The organism is Streptomyces sp. NPDC052016 (assembly GCF_044548445.1).
Classification (GTDB): Bacteria; Actinomycetota; Actinomycetes; order Streptomycetales; family Streptomycetaceae; genus Streptomyces.
This window is the reverse complement of record NZ_JBIUBX010000007.1, coordinates 163,583-181,673: the sequence shown is the minus strand read 5'-3', so window position 1 is coordinate 181,673 and position 18,091 is coordinate 163,583. Positions and strand designations below refer to the sequence as shown.

The following is an 18,091-nucleotide window of genomic DNA, read 5'->3' as shown; positions in this document are numbered from 1 at the left end:
GAGAAACGGGCAGCCGTGAGAGAAGAAGCTGCCCGTCAGCGGTAACCAAAGGAAAGCACTAACTTCTGGTTAGTGCAACCTGCCGGTTAGCGCTTTACTCGAGTACGCTGGGGACATGAACGGCATGCACGAGGGCACCGCGGAGCAGGACCTGGACCTCCCGTACAACGTGTTCGCCAAGGCCTGCCCCTCGCGCGGCACGCTGGAGCACGTCACGGGACGCTGGGGTGCGCTCACGCTCGGAGCGCTGTACGAGGGCTCGCTCCGCTTCAACCAGTTGCGCCGCCGGATCGACGGCGTGAGCGAGAAGATGCTGTCCCAGACGCTGCACGCGCTGGAGCGCGACGGCCTGGTGCTCCGCGACGCCCAGCCGACCAATCCGCCCCGCGTCGACTACGAGCTCACACCGCTGGGCCGCCAGGTGGCCGAGCGGCTCCTGGGCCTGATCCGTCTGCTGGAGGGCCGGATGGACGACGTCCTCGCGGCCCGCGCACGTTACGACGAGACGCGCGGCGGCCTCTGACACCTCGGGCAGAAGTAGCTGGACCGGTTCATCCACGGACGCCGGCGCATCGGTGTGCCGCAGCGCTTGCAGGGCATCCCCTCGCGCCCGTAGGCGTCCAGGGACCGGTCGAAGTAACCCGACTCGCCGTTGACGTTGACGTACAGGCTGTCGAAGCTGGTGCCGCCGACGGCGAGCGCCGCGTTCATCACGTCCCGGACGTGGCCGAGGAGTTCGAGGGTGCGGGGGCGGGTGAAGGTGCCCGTCGGGCGGTCGTAGTGCAGACGGGAGCGCCACAGAGCCTCGTCCGCGTAGATGTTGCCGACGCCGCTGATCAGCGACTGGTCGAGCAGGGCCCGCTTGATGGTCGTGCGCTTGCGCCGGAGTGCCTGGTGGAAGGCCTCGCTGTCGAAGAGCGGGTCGAGGGGGTCGCGGGCTATGTGCGCGATGACGTCGGGCAGACCGTCCGGGCCGGTGTCGTGCAGGGACAGCCCGCCGAAGGTGCGCTGGTCGACGAAGCGGAGTTCGGTGGCGAGGGCGTCGGCGAAGCGGACGCGGATGCGCAGGTGCTTCTCGTCGGGCGATCCCTGCGGCTGCACCAGGAGCTGGCCGCTCATGCCGAGGTGGGCCAGGATCGCCTGAGCCGTGTCCTCCAGGGGCAGCCAGAGGTACTTGCCCCTGCGGCTCGGCACCCCGACCCGGTGGCCCTTGAGGCGGTGCGCGAAGTCGTCGGAGCCGGCCACATGACGGCGTACGGCACGCGGGTGCAGCACCTCGGCCTCGGCGACCGTGCGATGGGCGACCCAGCGCTCCAGGCCGCGCCGGACGACCTCGACCTCGGGCAACTCGGGCATGAGGAACTCCCGTAGAACCGGTGGACGAGCCGAGCGCCCGCCCCGGCGAGGGGGCGGGCGCTGGGTTCGCGCTGGTGGGTCAGGCGGAGGCGGCGGACTCGGCGTCCGCGCTGCCGTCGACGGCCCGGACGGTCTTCGCCGCCTTGGCACGCTCGTCCGCCGCGGCCCGGATGGACCGCCACGCGGACTCGGCGGCCTGCTGCTCCGCCTCCTTCTTGCTGCGGCCGGTGCCGGTGCCGTACGAGACGCCTCCGACGCGGGCGGCAGCAGTGAAGGTCTTCTCGTGGTCGGGGCCGGTCTCCGTGACCAGGTACTCGGGCACGCCGAGCCCTTCGGTCGCGGTGAGCTCCTGGAGGGACGTCTTCCAGTCCAGGCCGGCACCGAGGTTCGAGGACTTCTCGATCAGCGGGTCGAACAGGCGGTGCACCAGTTCGGAGGCCGCGTCGAGGCCCTGGTCGAGATAGACCGCGCCGATCACCGCTTCCAGGGTGTCGGCGAGGATGGACGCCTTGTCCCGGCCGCCCGTGCCCTCTTCACCGCGGCCCAGCCGGATGAAGGAGCCCAGGTCGAGGCCGCGACCGACCTCCGCCAGCGCGCGCGAGTTGACCACCGCGGCCCGCAGCTTGGCCAGCTGGCCCTCGGGCAGGTCGGGGTGGGTGCGGTACAGCGTGTCCGTGACGACGAGGCCGAGCACGGAGTCCCCGAGGAACTCCAGCCGCTCGTTCGTCGGCAGACCGCCGTTCTCGTACGCGAAGGAACGGTGGGTCAGCGCGCGCACCAGAAGGGCGGACTCGACCTGGTAGCCGAGCCGCCCTTCCAGAAGCGTGTGGGACGAGGCCGTGTTGTCCGCCTTTTTCTTGGCGACTGAATCCGCCTTGGCGTCAGACATGAAGCCTCTCACCAGCCGCTCAGACCTCGAGGACCTGGCGCTTGTTGTAGGTGCCGCAAGACGGGCACGCGATGTGCTGCTGCTTGGGCTCGTGGCAGCGCTCGCACGCAACCAGGGTGGGGACCGCAGCCTTCCACTGCGACCGGCGGTGGCGCGTGTTGCTGCGCGACATCTTCCGCTTCGGAACAGCCACGGCTACTTCTCCTGCTTCTCGTCGACGCCCGCTTCGGCGCCGCTCATCTCGTCCTTCTCGCCGTCTTCGAGTGAACCGGCGAGTCCCTGCAATGCCGCCCAACGGATGTCGACGGCGTCGTGGTGGTGGTCCGGGTCGTCCGCCAGCCGCTCTCCGCACTCGGAGCACAGGCCGGGGCAGTCGTCCTGGCACACCGGCTGCATCGGCAGTGCGAGCACCACCGCATCGCGCAGCACGGGTTCGAGGTCGAACAGGCCGTCCTCGAGAAAGAGCCTGTCCTCGTCTTCCTCGGCGTCGTCGGCCGGTTCCGCCTTCACGCGGCCCCGGTCATCGGCGTCAGGGTACGAGAACATCTCCTGGAAGTCCGCTTCGAGCTGCAGCTCGACCGGCTCCAGACACCTTACGCACTCCCCCTCGGCCCGTGCACGGGCGGTGCCTGTGACGAGCACCCCTTCCATGACCGACTCGAGGCGGAGCTCCAGCTCCACCGGTGCGCCTTCCGGCACTCCGATGACCCCTTGGATACCGAGGTCCTTGGGGGCGTCGATCGTGCGGGTCAGGCGCTGCAGCGCGCCAGGACGCCGACCCAGCTCGTGCGTGTCGAACACGAGGGGGTTGCGGTGGTCGAGGCGGGCGTTAGAAGCCATTCCTGCTTTCGATCTTCCGAGCTCTGAGGGCGCTGCCCCGGTGTTCCGGGCAGCGGTGATCGCGGATGTGCATGCGACCGAAGAGCCAGGATACTGGAGCTTTCGCTCACAGCCCAATCCGGTACCCCGGCCCGCTGCCGCACCGGCCGCTACAGGCCGCGGCCCTGTTCGTAGGCGCGCAACTGCTCGGCACTGATCATGCTCGTGTCGAAGAGGCTGGTCTCGTCGAGGGCGTACCCCCGCGGGTCCTGCTGGGGCTGCTCCGCGGCCCCGTTCGGGTCGTACGGGGCCTGCTGGGCGTCGTACGCCTGGACGGGAGCCCCTCCCCCTTGCGCGTAGTCGAAGGCGGGGGAGTACGGATCGGCCTGCTGGTAGCCGTACGGATCCTGCTGGCCGCCGTAGGTCTGGTGCTGGTAGCCGCCGGCGTAGGGGTCCTGCTGCTGGTAGCCGTAGGCGGGCTGGGCGGGCTGCTGGTCGTACTGACGCTGGTGCTGCGCGGGCTGCTCGGCCGGGGCCTCCTGGTCCGCCAGGGCGGCGAGGTCGGCGAGGTAGTCGGCGTCCGAGGAGTGCTGGAAGGTCGTGGTGTCGTCGGCGAGGGCGCCGAGGTCGTCGGTGGCGATCCGGCCGTGCAGCTTCTGCCGGCCGCGGCCGACCGCCTCCAGGGTCTTGGCCAGCACCGCCTCGAAGGCGCCCAGCTTGGCGTCCACGTAGGCGTCGGCGTCGCGGCGCAGGGTCTCCGGGTCGTGGCTGCGCTCGGGGGCGTCCTCGTCCTCGTAGCCGTTCTCGTCGGTGCCCGGGCCGGTACCGAGGAGCTTCTCGCGGCCGCGGCCGACCGAACCGAGGGTCTTGGTGAGGACGACCTCGAAGTTGGCGAGCTTGGAGTCGACGTAGTCGTCGGCCTCGGCGCGGATGTCCTCGGCCTCCTTGCGGGCCTCGGCGAGGATGCGGTCGGCCTCCGCCTGGGAACGGCGGGCGATCTCGGTGTCGGAGATCAGCGAGCCCCGTTCGGCGTGTGCCGTCTCGATGATCCGCTCGGCCTCCTGGCGGGCCTGCTCGACCATCTGCTCCCGGCCGCCGATCAGCTCCTGGGCCTGGGCGAGGGAGTCGGGCAGGGCCGCGCGCACCTCTTCCAGCAGGGCGAGCAGGTCCGCGCGGTTGACCACGCACGAGGCCGACATCGGCATGGATCGGGCGCTGGAGACCGCCGTGACGATCTCGTCGAGCTTCTTCTGCACGTCCACCGGTTGCTCGCCACTCTCTACAGCTGTGTTGGAGACGGACGGGACGACTGTACGGCCACGAGGTGTCCGGCGGACACCGGGTGACGGGCCGTCAGTCGCTCAGTCCTGCCGCAGGCGCTCGGTCAGCGCTTCCAGGACGATCGGCGGGACCAGGTGGGAGACGTCTCCGCCCCAGGTCGCGACCTCCTTGACCAGTGAGGATGAGAGGAAGCTGTAGGTGGGGTTGGTGGGCACGAAGAGCGTCTCGACGCCCGAGAGGCCGTTGTTCATCTGGGCCATCTGCAGCTCGTAGTCGAAGTCGCTGACCGCCCGCAGGCCCTTGACGATGGCCGGGATCTCGCGCTGCTTGCAGAAGTCGACGAGGAGGCCGTGGAAGGCCTCGACCCGCACGTTCGCGTACTCGGCGGTGACCCGGCGGATCAGGTCGATCCGCTCGTCGATCTCGAACAGGCCCTTCTTGGACTTGTTGATCATCACCGCGACGTAGACCTCGTCGTAGAGGCGGGAGGCGCGGGAGATGATGTCGAGGTGTCCGTTGGTGATCGGGTCGAACGACCCGGGACAGACGGCGCGGCGCACTTGTGATCCCTCGCTCTCCGGTCCGGTCATCGTGCGTCTTCGCACGTAGAGGCGGCGCGACCGTACCAAAACGTTCCCTCGCCGTAGCGACGGGACCTGATCGCCTCGAAGCCCTCCGGCCAGTCGAACGTTCCGCCTCTGGTGCTGCGCTCCACGGTGACGAGGGCTTCCGGCGCGAGCCACCCTTCCGAGCGGAGTGTGAGCAGAATCTCCCGAAGATCGTCGTCGGAGACGGCGTACGGGGGGTCGAGGAAGACCAGGTCGTACGGCTCCGCCGGGGGCGTCTGGATGATCGGCCGGGCCTTGCCCGCCCGGACCTCGGCGCCGGGGAGGCCGAGGTTCTTCACGTTCTCCCGGACGGTGCGGACGGCGCGGGCGTCGGCCTCGACGAGCAGCACGTGCCCGGCGCCGCGGGAGAGGGCCTCCAGGCCCACCGCGCCGGAACCGGCGTAGAGGTCGAGGACGCGTTCGCCGTCGAGGGGGCCGCCGAGCAGGGACTGCCAGGTGGAGAAGAGACCTTCGCGTGCGCGGTCGGAGGTGGGGCGAGTGCCGGTGCCCGGCGGGACGGCCAGGCGGCGTCCGCCGGCTGCGCCGGCGATCACGCGGGTCATTTTCGGGTCCTTGGTCGTGGGGTGACTACAGGTCCAGTCTGGCAGGGTCGGATGAGGGGTGCTCCGGCGCGTGGCCGGCCGCGGGGCCGTCGTGGCCGATCGCGGCCACGCGGTGGAGCGCCGACGGCACCGACGTCGCCGTCCCCATGCTCATCCGCGCAGGCCAGGCCCTGCCCGGAGGCGTGCTGGCACGGCTCCGCGCCCCCTGGCGCGGGCCGGCTCACCCCTTCTCCAGGTACTGCTCCCTCTCCTCGTCCAGGAGGGCGTCCAGGGCCGTCCGCAGGCCAGGGAGTGCGGCCAGCTCCGGGTCCGCCGCCACGACCGCCGTGGCCTCCTTCCTGGCCTCGGCGATGACCTCCTCGTCCTCGATGACGGCGAGCACCCGCAGGCTGGAACGGGCCCCGGACTGTGCCTGGCCCAGCACGTCGCCCTCGCGGCGCTGTTCCAGGTCGATGCGGGAGAGCTCGAAGCCGTCGAGGGTGGAGGCGACGGCGTCGAGGCGCTGGCGGGCGGCGCTCGCCTCCGGCATCTCGGTGACGAGGAGGCAGAGGCCGGGAGCGGAACCCCGGCCGACGCGTCCGCGCAGCTGGTGGAGCTGGGACACGCCGAAGCGGTCGGCGTCCATGATCACCATCGCCGTGGCGTTCGGCACGTTGACCCCGACCTCGATGACGGTGGTGGCGACCAGGACGTCGGTGTCTCCGGCGGCGAAGCGGCGCATGACCGCGTCCTTGTCGTCCGGGGGCATGCGGCCGTGGAGCACCTCGACCCCGAGGCCCTGGAGAGGGCCCTTGGCGAGCTGGTCGGCCACGTCGAGCACGGCGAGCGGCGGGCGCTTGTCCGCCTCGTCCTCCGGGGACTTCTTCTTGCCGGCCTTCTTCGGGTCGTCCTCCTCGTCGCCGATGCGCGGGCAGACGACGTAGGCCTGGTGGCCGCCCGCCACCTCCTCGCGGACCCTCTCCCACGCGCGGGAGAGGAAGTGGGGCTTGTCGGCGGCGGGGACCACATGGCTGGCGATCGGTGAGCGGCCGGCCGGGAGCTGGTCGAGGACGGAGGTCTCCAGGTCGCCGAAGACGGTCATGGCGACCGTGCGCGGGATGGGGGTGGCGGTCATGACGAGCAGGTGGGGCGGCTGTTTGCCCTTGCCGCGCAGGGCGTCGCGCTGTTCGACGCCGAAGCGGTGCTGTTCGTCGACCACGACCAGCCCCAGATCGTGGAACTGGACCTTGTCCTCGATCAGCGCGTGGGTGCCGATGACGATCCCGGCCTCTCCGGTGACCAGGTCGAGCAGCGCCTGACGGCGCGCGGCGGCCCCCATCGACCCGGTGAGCAGCACCACCTTGGTGGCGTCCTCGGCCCCGCCCAGCATCCCGCCCTCGGCGAGCTCGCCCATCATCTCGACGACGGAACGGTGGTGCTGCTGCGCGAGGACCTCGGTGGGGGCGAGCATCGCGGCCTGCCCGCCGGCGTCGACGACGGCGAGCATGGCGCGCAGGGCGACCATCGTCTTCCCCGATCCGACCTCTCCCTGGAGCAGCCGGTGCATCGGGTGGTCCGTCGCCAGGTCGTCGAAGATCTCCTGGGACACCTTGCGCTGGCCCTCGGTGAGGGTGAAGGGGAGGCGGTCGTCGAAGGCGGCGAGGAGGCCGTCGGGGCGTGGTCTGCGCGGGACGGCGGGGAGTTGGGCGTCGGCGTGGCGGCGGCGGGCGAGGGCCACCTGGAGGACGAAGGCCTCGTCCCACTTCAGGCGGGCGCGGGCGTCGGCGATGTCGGCCTTGGTGTGCGGGCGGTGGATCTTGAGGAGGGCCTCGGGGAGGGAGACCAGGCCGCGGCCCTCGCGGAGGCTGTCGGGAAGGGGGTCGAGGGCCTCCTGGGCGCTGGGCAGGACTGTCTGGATCGCCTTGCCGATCTTCCAGGACTCCAGCTTGGCGGTGGCGGGGTAGATCGGGATGAGGGCGCCCGCCCAGGTCTCGACCGTCTCGCCGGGGTCGTCGGCGTCACCGCGCAGCAGTTCGTAGGCGGGGTGGGCGAGTTGGAGGCGGCGGTTGAAGACGGAGACCTTGCCCGCGAACATCGCGCGGGTGCCCGGCAGGAGCTCCTTGTGGGGTTTGTGGACGCCGTTGCCGAAGAAGACCAGCTGGATGCGGCCGCTGCCGTCCGTGATGGTGACCTCCAGGCGCTGGCCCTTGCCGCGGGGCGCCTTGGCGGAGGCGAAGGTGTGCAGGCGGGCGTCGGCGACCTGGGCGACCACCGTGACGTGTTCGTCCATGGGGAGGTCGGCGAGGTGCGTGAGCTGGCCGCGCTCCTCGTATCTGCGCGGGTAGTGGTGCAGGAGATCGCCGACGGTGTGCAGGCCGAGGTGCTCGGCCATCACCTTCGCGGTCGGTGGGCCGAGCACCTTTTTCAGTGGTTCTTCGAGTGCGGGCACGAGATCCATTGCACACCACGCCACTGACATTGCCGTATACGTGTCTTGAAACCCCTGGTCAGACGGCTCGTTCGGGGCCTAGGATGGCGCGCTCCGGCCATCCCCGCGGTCACCGCCCCACCGGGACCGCCCGACCCCGCGCCGTCGGCCTCCCCCCGTCCGCGGCGCCGCAGCGATGGACTCCCAGACCTCACAGCCGTCTCCCGCATCACCGTCACCTCATACGTTCCAGGTCGACCTGCGTGGTCTGGTGGACCTGCTGTCCCATCACCTCTATTCCAGTCCCAGGGTCTATCTGCGCGAGCTGCTGCAGAACGCGGTGGACGCCGTCACCGCCCGGCGGGCCGAGGAGCCCGACGCACCGGCGCGGGTGCGGCTGTTCGCCTCGGACGGCGGGCTGCGGGTGGAGGACTCCGGCATCGGCCTCACCGAGGCCGATGTGCACAGCCTGCTGGCCACCATCGGGCGCAGCTCCAAGCGGGCGGACGGCCTGCAGGAGGCCCGGTCCGACTTCCTCGGGCAGTTCGGCATCGGGCTGCTCGCCTGTTTCGTGGTCGCCGAGCGGATCCGGGTGGTCAGCCGCAGCGCCCGTACGCCCGGCGCGCCGCCCGTGGAGTGGACGGCCCGTGACGACGGCTCGTACACCGTGCGGACGCTGCCCGACGACGAGCGTCCAGAGCCGGGCACGACCGTGCACCTGGTGGCGCGGGCGGGGGCCGGCGAGTGGCTCGGCGACCAGCGGGTCCTGCAACTGGCGCGGGACTTCGGCTCGCTGCTGCCGTACGACGTCCGGGTCGGCGACGAGGCGGTCACCGACCTGCCGGCGCCCTGGGACCGGCCGTACCCCTCCCCCGCCAACCGACGGGTGGCGCTGGCCCGGCACTGCCACGAGCTGTTCGGTTTCACACCGCTGGACTCGATCGAGCTGAACGTGCCGCTGGCGGGCATCCGCGGGGTGGCGTACGTGCTGCCCTCGGCGGTCAGTCCGGCCCAGCGGGCGGGCCATCGCGTGCACCTGAAGGGCATGCTGCTGACCGAGCGGGCCGAACAGCTGCTGCCCGACTGGGCGTTCTTCGTGCGATGCGTGCTGGACACGGACAGTCTGCGGCCCACGGCCTCGCGCGAGTCCCTGTACGAGGACGAGACACTGGCGGCCGTGCGGGAGGCGCTGGGGGAACGGATCCGCTCCTGGCTGACGGGCCTCGCCGCCGGTGACCCGGAGCGGCTCGCGGCGTTCCTGACCGTGCACCACCTGGGCGTGAAGTCCCTGGCGCGGCACGACAGGGAGATGCTGCGCACGATGCTGCCGTGGCTGCCCTTCGAGACGACGGACGGACGGCTGTCCCTGGAGGAGTTCGCGCAGCGGCACCCGGTGGTCCACTTCACGCGCACCGTGGAGGAGTACCGGCAGGTCGCCCCGATCGCCTCCGCGCAGGGCGTCGGGGTGATCAACGGCGGTTACACCTACGACAGCGAGCTCGTCGAGGCGCTGCCGTCGGTGCGGCCGGGGACGGTGGTCGCCGAGCTGGACGCGGACACCGTGACCGCGCACCTGGACGCGGTCGACCCGGCCGAGGAGCTGGCGCTGTCGGGGTTCCTGGCGGCCGCGCGGGCGAAGCTCGACCCGCTGGGCTGCGACGTGGTGCTGCGGTCCTTCCACCCCCTGTCCGTGCCCGCGCTGCACCTGGACGACCGGGCGGCCCGGCACGAGCAGGCGCGGGCGGAGGCCGAGGCGCAGGCGGACGACCTGTGGGCGGGCATCCTGGGCTCCCTGCGCGGCAGCGCCCCGCGCGCGCGTCTGGTGCTCAACCACCTCAACCCGTTGATCCGGCGGATCAGTTCCCTGCGCGACGCCGAGCTGGTCGGCACCGCCACCGAGTCGCTGTACGGGCAGGCGCTGCTGATGGCGCAGCGGCCCCTGCGGCCCGCTGACTCCGCGCTGCTGAACCGCTCGTTCATCGGCCTTCTGGAATGGGCCACGCACGGGGACACCACACGCGGGGACGCCGCTCACGGGGAGCCGGCGCAGGGGGAGGACGGCCACTGATGACCGAGATCACGGACTTCGACTCCCTCCGCCGGGCGATGGCGGAGAACTCCGAGCAGCCCGAGGGCCCGGCCCGCAACGCGCGCGCGGAGCAGCTGCTCGTGGAGGCCGAGAGGCTGAACATCCCGCTCGCCGTGATAGAGGCGCTCGGGCACCAGCTGAAGGTCTACAACTACAGCTCCGAGAAGGCCAAGATGTTCGTCCCGTTCGCGCGGCTGCTGCGCATGTGGGACGAGCGGCCCGAGGACTTCGACGAGTACGAGACGCACTCGCTGCACTGGGTCTTCAAGTGGATGTCGGCCGGGATGCTCGACCAGCCGCACATCCCGCTGGCGTCCGTGGAGAAGTGGCTGGGCGAGATGGAGCACCGCTACCGGCTCGCCGGGCACTCCGAGCGGGCCGTGCGCAGCGCCGAGTTCAGCGTGGCCGCGCACGTCGGGGACGTGGCACGGGCCGAGCGGGCGTTCGCCGCCTGGCTGGCCGCGGACCGCGACAGCATGGCCGACTGCCACGCCTGCGAGCTGCACGGTCAGGGCTGGTGGCAGGCGGAGCGGGGCCGGGACGCCGAGGCGCTGGAGCTGTGGGCGCCCGTCCTGGAGGGCACGTACACGTGCGCGCACGAGCCGCACACCGTGCTCGCGTCGTCCTTGGTGCCGCTGCTGCGGCTGGGCCGCCTGGACGAGGCCCGCGCCCATCACCTGCGCGGCTTCCGGCTGGTGCGGACCATGGAGAGCATGCGGGGCGCGTACGCCGACCACGTGGAGTTCTGCGCGCTGACCGGCAACGAGGCGCGGGGCCTGGAGCTGCTCGCGGAGCGGCCGGCGTACTTCACCGACGACGGTCATCCGCGCAGCAGGCTGGAGTACCTGAGCGTGGTCGTGCTGCTCATGGAGCGGCTGGCCGAACGGGGCCTGGGCGGGCAGCAGGTGCCCGGACCGGCCGGGCGGACGTGGACGGCGCACGATCTCGCCGCCCACGCGCGCGGTGAGGCGCTCGCGCTGGCCGCGCGGTTCGACGAACGCAACGGCACGTCGTACGTGAGCGAACGGGCACGCGCGCGGATGGCGCAGCGTCCGCTGGTGGAGCGGCTGCCGCTGGGCGTGCGGGCGGTACGGACGCCGGCGCCGAGCGTGCCGGTGCCGCCGTCTCCCGCCGCGCCCGCCGGCGAGGTCGAGCCGTCCGCCCTGCTCGCCGAGGCACGGCGGCTGTCGGACACCCTGCAGCCGCACGCCGTGGAGGCGTGGGCGGCGGTGGCGCGGGCCGCCGAGGGCGTCGAACTGGACGCGCGCGACCGGGCGGAGATCGCCGACCACGAGGCGATGGGGCGCGGCCCCGAGGGTGCCGAAACGTTCGAGCGCGCGGCGCAGCTGTACGCGGAGGCGGGCGATCCCGGAGAGGCCCTGGCGGCCCGCGCGCGTGCCGCGTACGTCCGCGCGCTCGCCGGGGACGTGGACGAGGCGCTCGCGGCGGTCGCCGAACCCTACGACCGGGTGCTCGCGCTGTACGCCGAGGGCGGCACGGAGGTCCGGCAGACGGCGGGCGTCCTGATGGGCCGCGCGCGGATCCTGATGCGGCGCGTCCACGAGGCCGACGGGCCCGTGGCGGAGGCGGTCCTCGCGGAGGCCGAGGCGGCCGTGCGGGAGGTGCTGGCGCTGGTCGAGGGGCGGGCCGGGGACGACGTACGGCTCGCCGCGCGGGTCGCCGAGGGGCGCGCGATGCTCGCGGAGCTGGCGGCGCGCTCGGGGAGCCCCGAGAAGGGTGCTCGGTTGTTCGCGCGGGCGGCGGCGGAGTTCGTGGCGGCGGGTCTGCCGTGGTTCGCCGTGGAGTACGAGGCCCGGCTGGCCGGGCTCGCGCACCACCTGGGCGACCTGGTGGAGGCGGAGCGTGCGCTGCGGGCCGCCCTGGAGCACGGCGGGGCGTACCTGGAGCCGGTCGGGCGGGCCCAGTTGCACCTCCAGCTCGCCGAGGTCGTCGGGGGCCGGGGGGAGGCGGACGAGGCCGCGGAGCACGCCCTGGAGGCGGCGCACTGGGCCGACGAGGCGGGCGAGGGCCCGACGTTCGGCGCGTGGGCCCGCCACCAGCTGGGCGGGTTCCTGGTGCGCCAGGGCCGTTGGGCCGAGGCCGCGGAGGTGCTGGAGTCGGCGCTGACGGACCTGGACGCCGAGACGCACGGCGACGGGGTGGTCGTCCAGACGCAGTGGTGGCTCGGCGACTGCCTGAGCGAGCTCGGCGAGCACCGGGCCGCCGCCGAACGCCGGCTTCAGGCCGCCGAGATCGCCCGGCACTGGCCCGAGCAGCACGACCACGCGACGCTGGCGCACCTGGCCGCCGAGTCGCTCGGCCAGGCGGGCCTGCCGGATGAGGCGGACCGGGCCTACGCGCTCGCGGGTGAGCTGTGGCGCTCCCTCGGCAACGTCCACGGGCTGGTCCGGTCCCTGCGTGCCCGCGCGTGGCTGGCGCTGCGCACGGAGGACGGCACGGACGGGGCGCGCAGGCTGATGACGAGCGCCGTGGAGGAGTGCGCGGACGCGCTGGACGCGGCGGAGGACGACGAGACGCGCCTGCGGCTGGTCGTCGAGCTCGGCCACACCCACCGCCAGTTCGGGGACCTGCTCGCCCGCTCGGTCCCGGAGGACGCCGACGACGACTCCATCCGGGCCGCGCTGGAGGAGGCCCTGTGCCAGATGGCCGAGGCGGTCGCGGTGTTCGTCTCCCTGGGCGACGACGCGCCGCTGCACGCCCGCACCGGGGCCGAACTGGCCGCGGGCTGGCTGGAGACCGACCTGGGACGTCCCGAGCAGGCGGCGGCACGCGCGCGGGCGGTGCTCCGGGTGTACGCGGAGGCCGACGCCGAGGGCGGGGGTGACGAGGCCGTGCGGGCACGGCGGACGGAGGCGGAGCAGTTGCTGCAGGTCGTCGCGGAACAGGCGGCGGACTGACGTCCGGGCTACTCCACGCCGATCAGCAGCAGCGCCCCCTGGCGCCCGCCCCGGTACACCACCGTGTCGACCGCCAGGTACCCCTCCCGCACCCGCGCCTCCAGCCGCTCGGCGACGCCTTCGGGAGCCTCGTCGCCGAGCACCAGGGTGACGAGCTCCCCGCCCGCCGCCAGCATGCGGTCGAGCACGGTCTCGGCGGTGGCGGTGACGTCGGCGCCGATGACGGCGACGTCGCCGTCGATGAGGCCGAGGACGTCGCCGGCCTGGCAGATGCCGGCCATGGTCCACGACTGGCGCTCGGCGACGGCGACCTCGGCGTAGCGGGTCGCGCCGGCCGCCGAGGTCATCGAGACGACGTCCTCGTCGAAGCGGCGGTCCGGCTCGTGCACGGCGAGCGCGGCGATCCCCTGGACCGCGGACCGGGTGGGGATCAGGGCCACCCGGATGCCCTCCGAGCGGGCCTGTTCGGCGGCCGCGGCCGCGGTGTGGCGCAGGTCGGCGTCGTTGGGCAGCAGCACGACCTCGCGCGCGTGGGCGCGCCGTACGGCCTCGACGAGCTCGCCGCTGGCGGGCGGCTCCCCGGGGCGCGCGAGGACCGTGGTCGCGCCGGCCTCGGCGTACAGTCCGGCCAGCCCCTCGCCGGGCACGACGGCGACCACCGCACGCTGGGCGCGCTCGCGGGGCGGCCGTTCGCCCCCGCGCGCGTGCACGTCGTCGGCGCCGAAGTGCGTGATGCGGATCCGGTACGGCCGGCCGGCCTCGACGCCCGCCTCCACGGCGGCGCCGGCGTCGTCGACGTGGACGTGGACGTTCCACAGCCCGTCGCCGCCGACCACGACCAGCGAGTCCCCGAGCGCGTCGAGCCGCTCCCGCAGTCGGGCCACGGCCGCGTCCTCGGCCTCCAGGAGGTAGACGACCTCGAAGGCGGGTCCGCCGTCCCCGCCGTCCTCGCAGGTGTCCGCCGGGGCGGGCTGCGCCGGCACGCACTCCTGGGGCTCCCCCCGCGGGTGCGTCCCGCTTCCGGAGCGGGCCGGGGCCCCCGGCACCTCCCCCGTGAACGTCTCCACCAGCGCCGCGAGCACCGCCACCAGCCCCCGCCCGCCCGCGTCGACCACTCCGGCGCGCTTGAGGACGGCCAGCTGGCCCGGCGTCTCGGCGAGCGCCACGCACGCCCCCTGATAGGCCGCCCGTGCGATCGTCCCGCAGTCGCCCTCGGCCCCTCCGGCCGCGTCGGCGGCGGCCGAGGCGACCGACAGGACGGTGCCCTCGACCGGATGGGCCACGGCCTGCCGGGCGGAGTCGGCCGCGTGCCGCAGGGCCAGGCGCAGCCCCTCCGCGTCGGCGTGAGAGGCGTCACTCCCGGCGGCGAGCACCTGGGCCATGCCGCGCAGCAGCTGCGCGAGGATCGTCCCGGAGTTGCCGCGGGCGCCGATGAGCGCGCCGTGCGCCATCGCGTGCGCGGCGTCGGCGAGAGAGGGGCTCCCGGCGGGCGCCGAGCCGGCCTCGTACCCGGCGAACACGGCCTCGACGGCGGTCGCCGCCGACTCGACGGTCAGGTACAGGTTGGTGCCGGTGTCCCCGTCCGCGACGGGATAGACGTTGATCGCGTCGATCTCCTCGCGCGCCCGCCCCAGCGCGCGCAGGGCGAGACCGCACCAGGTGCGCACCGCGAGAGCATCGAGGAATGTCTGCGGCACCTGCGGCACCTGGGCCTCCTTGAGCTGCTGGACTGGGACGCAGCGTAGACCGTGGGTGGGTGCCCACCGGAAGAGGGCCGGGGGCCGGGCCCTGAGCAGCCATGGTAGTTTCGTTGTACTGGCGCAGCCGTTGTATGCTGCTCCGGTTGCCCGATCCAGATCGGGCCATCCCCCTGGCACCGCCACTCAGATCCTTGATCCCATGATCTTGATCCCGGCATGCCGGGATCAACCGTAAGTGCATCTGAAGTCTTTGGAGTGACCCGTGGCTGCCAACTGCGACGTCTGCGGCAAGGGGCCGGGCTTCGGCAACAACATCTCGCACTCGCACCGCCGTACGTCCCGCCGCTGGAACCCGAACATCCAGCGTGTGCGTACCGTGGTCGGCGGGACGCCGAAGCGCGTGAACGCTTGCACCTCGTGCATCAAGGCCGGCAAGGTCTCGCGCTGACGCTCAGCTGAGCGCGCGGCCACTGCCGGTTCGCTGCACTGAGCCGGTCCACCTCTGGTGGACCGGCTTTTTGCTGCGTCTCGCGCCGTACGCCGTGGCTCGCGCCGTGCCTCGCCCGGCACGCGGCGGCGGACGTCAGGCCCCGGGCCTACCGGGACGCGTGAGGTCCCAGCCGTGGTCCACCGGACCGATGCCCCCGCCCAGTGCGAACCCGGCCGCGATCGCCCCGGTGACGTACTCCTTCGCCGCGGCCACCGCCTCCGGAACGGCCCGCCCCTTGGCGAGCTCCGAGGCGATCGCCGACGCGAGGGTGCAGCCGGTGCCGTGCGTGTGCCGGTTGTCGAGCCGGGGGGCACGCAGCCAGTGCTCGGCGGTGCCGTCGCTGAGCAGGTCGACGGCCTCACCGGGAAGATGCCCGCCCTTGATGAGCACCCAGCGCGGCCCGTACGACAGCACGGCGGCCGCCGCCTCCCGCAGATGCTCCTCGGACTCGACCCGCACACCCGTGAGTTGGGCCACCTCGTCGAGGTTCGGGGTGGCGACGGTCGCGACGGGCAGCAGTTCGGTCCGTACGGAGTCCAGCGCCGAGGCCGCCAGCAGCGGGTCCCCGTGCTTGGAGACGCCGACGGGGTCGACGACGATCGGTGCGTCCGTAGCGGCGAGCAACTCGGCCACCGCCTCGACGAGTTCGGCGGAGGCGAGCATGCCGGTCTTCACGGCCTGGACGCCGATGTCGTCGACGACACTGCGGTACTGGGCCCGCACCGCGTCCACGGGCAGCTCCCAAGCGCCCTGCACGCCGAGGGAGTTCTGCGCGGTGACCGCGGTCACCACACTCATGCCGTGGACGCCGAGCGCGAGCATCGTCTTCAGGTCGGCCTGAATACCGGCGCCGCCACCGGAGTCGGAGCCGGCGACCGTCAGCACCCGGACAGGCGCGCTCATGACTCGATGTCCCCGAAGTGGTCCCAGCCGCCCTTGCTGGTCCACGGCGCGCCGTCGACCGTCACCTGGGGCAGGGCGGAGGGGTTGAGTACCTCGCCGATCACCTTCCAGCGGGCCGGCAGTTTCACGTCCGGCGGGAAGGTCGCCACGATCGCGTGGTCCTCTCCCCCGGTCAGCACCCACTGCATGGGGTCGACGCCGACGGCCTGCCCGATGTCGTTCATCTGCGTGGGGATGTCGACCGCCCCGGAGCGGATGTCGATGCGGACCTTGCTGGCCTCCGCGATGTGCCCCAGGTCGGCGATCAGCCCGTCGCTCACGTCGCACATCGCGGTCGCGCCCAGCGCGGCGGCCGCCGGACCGGCGTGGTACGGCGGCTCGGGGCGACGGTGGGCCTCGACGAAGGCGCGCGGCGAGCGGAAACCCCGGGAGAGGACGGCGTACCCGGCGGCGGACCAGCCCAGCCATCCGGTCACCGCCACGAGGTCGCCGGGCTGCGCGCCGGCCCGGGTGATCGGCTCCTGGTTGCGCAGGTCGCCGAGCGCGGTGATCGACACCATGATCGTGTCGCCGCGTACGACGTCTCCGCCGACGACCGAGGCACCGGCGACCTGGCACTCGTCGCGCAGGCCGTCCATCAGCTCGGTCGGCCAGGTCACCGGCAGTTCGGCGGGCACGACAAGGCCGAGCAGCAGCGCGGTCGGCACGGCGCCCATCGCGGCGATGTCGGCGAGGTTCTGGGCGGCGGCCTTGCGGCCGACGTCGTAGGCGGTGGACCAGTCCCGGCGGAAGTGCCGGCCCTCCAGCAGGATGTCGGTGCTGGCCACGACCCGGCGGTCGGGCGCGGCGACCACCGCGGCGTCGTCGCCGGGGCCGACCCGGACCGCCGGGGTGGTGGTGAGACGGGAGGTGAGCTCCCTGATGAGCCCGAACTCCCCTAGCTCACCAACAGTGCCCTTCATCGCCCTTGCTCCCCTTCTGTCCCTGTCCGTGCCCGGTCGCGCGTCACCAGTGTCCTCGATACGGTCGAGGTGAACGTCAACTTCTGTCCTGCCTGCACCCCGGCGCGCGAGCCGCGGCACCCGCAGGTCTCCCCGCGGCGAGCGGCGACGCGATACCGTGGCGTTCCTTTTCCCCACATGATCCTCGTGGCCGCCCTGGAGGTTCCGTGGTACAGGCGTACATCCTGATCCAGACGGAGGTCGGCAAGGCGTCGACCGTCGCCGAAACGATCAGCAAGATCCCTGGGGTCGTCCAGGCCGAGGACGTGACGGGTCCCTACGACGTGATCGTGCGGGCCCAGGCCGACACGGTGGACGACCTCGGCCGCATGGTGGTCGCCAAGGTCCAGCAGGTGGACGGGATCACGCGTACCCTGACCTGCCCGGTCGTGCATCTGTAGCCCCCGTCTACCCTTGGCCGGTGAACCTTTTCCGTCACCGGCCGGTCGTTCTGCCCCCGCTCGCCCTCCTGCTCGCTGCGGTGGGCTGCTCCTCAGCAGACGGTGACGCGTCGGCGGCGGTTCCCAGTGCCTCGGCGGCGGTCACAGAACTGTGCCGCAACCTGGACCGGGCGCTGCCGTCCACGGTGGACGACCTCGGCCGCCGGGATCCCTCACCCGCGTCCGCGCTGACCGCGGGCTGGGGGAACCCGGCGATCATACTGCGCTGCGGTGTCGAACGACCCGACAGGATGAACGACGCGGAGGCCGACGGGGTCGAGGTGAACGGGGTGGGGTGGCTGCTGGAGAAGCAGTCGAACGGCTCCTTCCGCCTCACCACCGCGCTGCGCAGGGCGTACGTCGAGGTCACGATCCCCGAGGACCGTACGGCGGACGGACTGGCACCGCTCGTCGACCTGGCCGCGCCCATCAAGAAGGCGATCCCCGAGGGGATCGCCGACTAGGGCCCGTCGTTCGGATCACGCCGCGGACGCGGGGTCCGGCACGTACGTCTGCGGCGTCGTCGCCGGTCGCCGACGCTCCGCATCGCCGCGCGGGTCCGGGCCGTCGTCCGGCTGCGGGCCGCCGCGTGCCCGGTCCCGCCCACGGGACGGAGCCCGCCCCCGT

The 18,091-nt window shown here is 72.8% G+C and carries 17 protein-coding genes; 6 read left to right on the top strand and 11 right to left on the bottom strand.

The genetic code is table 11. From position 1 onward, the window contains the following. Nucleotides 1–124 precede the first annotated feature (124 nt). A complete protein-coding gene (locus ACIHAR_RS11585) occupies nt 125–523 on the top strand; it encodes a winged helix-turn-helix transcriptional regulator (protein WP_400018865.1) in 399 nt (132 codons plus the stop codon). Here ACIHAR_RS11585 and mutM read toward each other — a convergent pair. The 8 genes from mutM to recG form a co-directional block, all read right to left on the bottom strand. Beyond that, on the bottom strand, nt 496–1,356 hold the full coding sequence (gene mutM, locus ACIHAR_RS11580) for a bifunctional DNA-formamidopyrimidine glycosylase/DNA-(apurinic or apyrimidinic site) lyase (protein WP_365460472.1): 861 nt from the start codon (nt 1,354–1,356) through the stop codon (nt 496–498). The two genes, ACIHAR_RS11585 and mutM, sit on opposite strands and share 28 nt — an antisense overlap. 79 nt (nt 1,357–1,435) lie before the next feature. Next, nucleotides 1,436–2,245, bottom strand: coding sequence for a ribonuclease III (gene rnc, locus ACIHAR_RS11575; RefSeq protein WP_400018773.1), 810 nt, complete (start codon nt 2,243–2,245; stop codon nt 1,436–1,438). Between the two features lie 19 nt (nt 2,246–2,264). Continuing rightward, nucleotides 2,265–2,438, bottom strand: coding sequence for a 50S ribosomal protein L32 (gene rpmF / locus ACIHAR_RS11570; RefSeq protein WP_003951102.1), 174 nt, complete (start codon nt 2,436–2,438; stop codon nt 2,265–2,267). Nucleotides 2,439–2,440: 2 nt separating this feature from the next. Then, nucleotides 2,441–3,085, bottom strand: coding sequence for a YceD family protein (locus tag ACIHAR_RS11565; protein ID WP_365460466.1), 645 nt, complete (start codon nt 3,083–3,085; stop codon nt 2,441–2,443). 149 nt (nt 3,086–3,234) lie between these two features. Further along, entirely contained in the window at nt 3,235–4,326 is a 1,092-nt protein-coding gene (locus ACIHAR_RS11560; RefSeq protein WP_365460463.1) for a cell division initiation protein, read from the bottom strand. A gap of 99 nt (nt 4,327–4,425) precedes the next feature. Then, nucleotides 4,426–4,905: a pantetheine-phosphate adenylyltransferase gene (gene coaD, locus ACIHAR_RS11555; RefSeq protein ID WP_365460587.1), complete on the bottom strand. Its 480-nt coding sequence runs from the start codon at nt 4,903–4,905 to the stop codon at nt 4,426–4,428. A gap of 26 nt (nt 4,906–4,931) precedes the next feature. Then, nucleotides 4,932–5,561, bottom strand: coding sequence for a 16S rRNA (guanine(966)-N(2))-methyltransferase RsmD (rsmD, locus tag ACIHAR_RS11550; protein ID WP_365460584.1), 630 nt, complete (start codon nt 5,559–5,561; stop codon nt 4,932–4,934). A gap of 175 nt (nt 5,562–5,736) precedes the next feature. Next, complete coding sequence (gene recG, locus ACIHAR_RS11545) at nt 5,737–7,953, bottom strand: ATP-dependent DNA helicase RecG (protein WP_365460460.1); 2,217 nt, start codon at nt 7,951–7,953, stop codon at nt 5,737–5,739. A 166-nt stretch (nt 7,954–8,119) separates the two neighbouring features. Between recG and ACIHAR_RS11540 the strand changes: the two genes are divergently transcribed. Next, entirely contained in the window at nt 8,120–9,991 is a 1,872-nt protein-coding gene (locus ACIHAR_RS11540) for an HSP90 family protein (protein WP_400018769.1), read from the top strand. Beyond that, nucleotides 9,991–12,930 (top strand): tetratricopeptide repeat protein, encoded by a 2,940-nt coding sequence (locus tag ACIHAR_RS11535; RefSeq protein ID WP_400018767.1) that lies wholly within the window; start codon nt 9,991–9,993, stop codon nt 12,928–12,930. The genes ACIHAR_RS11540 and ACIHAR_RS11535 overlap by 1 nt, the downstream gene beginning before the upstream one ends. 8 nt (nt 12,931–12,938) lie before the next feature. Here the strand turns inward: ACIHAR_RS11535 and ACIHAR_RS11530 are convergent, their stop codons facing one another. Beyond that, the gene (locus ACIHAR_RS11530; RefSeq protein ID WP_400018765.1) at nt 12,939–14,636 is read right to left on the bottom strand and encodes a DAK2 domain-containing protein; all 1,698 of its coding nucleotides are present in this window, start codon (nt 14,634–14,636) and stop codon (nt 12,939–12,941) included. Nucleotides 14,637–14,892: 256 nt separating this feature from the next. On the opposite strand from ACIHAR_RS11530, the gene rpmB reads away from it, so the two are divergent. Then, nucleotides 14,893–15,078 (top strand): 50S ribosomal protein L28, encoded by a 186-nt coding sequence (gene rpmB, locus ACIHAR_RS11525; protein ID WP_003993230.1) that lies wholly within the window; start codon nt 14,893–14,895, stop codon nt 15,076–15,078. Between the two features lie 135 nt (nt 15,079–15,213). Here rpmB and thiD read toward each other — a convergent pair whose 3' ends face one another. Together thiD and ACIHAR_RS11515 are read right to left on the bottom strand one after the other, a co-directional pair. Then, nucleotides 15,214–16,023 carry a bifunctional hydroxymethylpyrimidine kinase/phosphomethylpyrimidine kinase gene (thiD, locus tag ACIHAR_RS11520; RefSeq protein WP_365460448.1) on the bottom strand — a complete coding sequence of 270 codons (810 nt, stop codon included), beginning with the start codon at nt 16,021–16,023 and terminating at the stop codon, nt 15,214–15,216. Continuing rightward, the gene (locus tag ACIHAR_RS11515) at nt 16,020–16,985 is read right to left on the bottom strand and encodes a thiamine-phosphate kinase (protein ID WP_365460445.1); all 966 of its coding nucleotides are present in this window, start codon (nt 16,983–16,985) and stop codon (nt 16,020–16,022) included. The genes thiD and ACIHAR_RS11515 overlap by 4 nt, the downstream gene beginning before the upstream one ends. Nucleotides 16,986–17,191: 206 nt before the next feature. Between ACIHAR_RS11515 and ACIHAR_RS11510 the strand changes: the two genes are divergently transcribed. After that, complete coding sequence (locus ACIHAR_RS11510; RefSeq protein WP_037677600.1) at nt 17,192–17,425, top strand: Lrp/AsnC family transcriptional regulator; 234 nt, start codon at nt 17,192–17,194, stop codon at nt 17,423–17,425. Nucleotides 17,426–17,445: 20 nt separating this feature from the next. Next, a complete protein-coding gene (locus tag ACIHAR_RS11505; RefSeq protein ID WP_365460442.1) occupies nt 17,446–17,928 on the top strand; it encodes a DUF3515 domain-containing protein in 483 nt (160 codons plus the stop codon). Nucleotides 17,929–18,091: the final 163 nt, after the last annotated feature.

What these genes read in the sequence shown, in the direction of transcription:
- ACIHAR_RS11515 (WP_365460445.1), bottom strand. Translation starts at nt 16,985, where the DNA reads ATGAAGGGCACTGTTGGTGAGCTAGGGGAGTTCGGGCTCATCAGGGAG.
- rnc (WP_400018773.1), bottom strand. Translation starts at nt 2,245, where the DNA reads ATGTCTGACGCCAAGGCGGATTCAGTCGCCAAGAAAAAGGCGGACAAC.
- recG (WP_365460460.1), bottom strand. Translation starts at nt 7,953, where the DNA reads ATGGATCTCGTGCCCGCACTCGAAGAACCACTGAAAAAGGTGCTCGGC.
- thiD (WP_365460448.1), bottom strand. Translation starts at nt 16,023, where the DNA reads ATGAGCGCGCCTGTCCGGGTGCTGACGGTCGCCGGCTCCGACTCCGGT.
- ACIHAR_RS11540 (WP_400018769.1), top strand. Translation starts at nt 8,120, where the DNA reads ATGGACTCCCAGACCTCACAGCCGTCTCCCGCATCACCGTCACCTCAT.
- ACIHAR_RS11535 (WP_400018767.1), top strand. Translation starts at nt 9,991, where the DNA reads ATGACCGAGATCACGGACTTCGACTCCCTCCGCCGGGCGATGGCGGAG.
- mutM (WP_365460472.1), bottom strand. Translation starts at nt 1,356, where the DNA reads ATGCCCGAGTTGCCCGAGGTCGAGGTCGTCCGGCGCGGCCTGGAGCGC.
- ACIHAR_RS11565 (WP_365460466.1), bottom strand. Translation starts at nt 3,085, where the DNA reads ATGGCTTCTAACGCCCGCCTCGACCACCGCAACCCCCTCGTGTTCGAC.
- ACIHAR_RS11585 (WP_400018865.1), top strand. Translation starts at nt 125, where the DNA reads ATGCACGAGGGCACCGCGGAGCAGGACCTGGACCTCCCGTACAACGTG.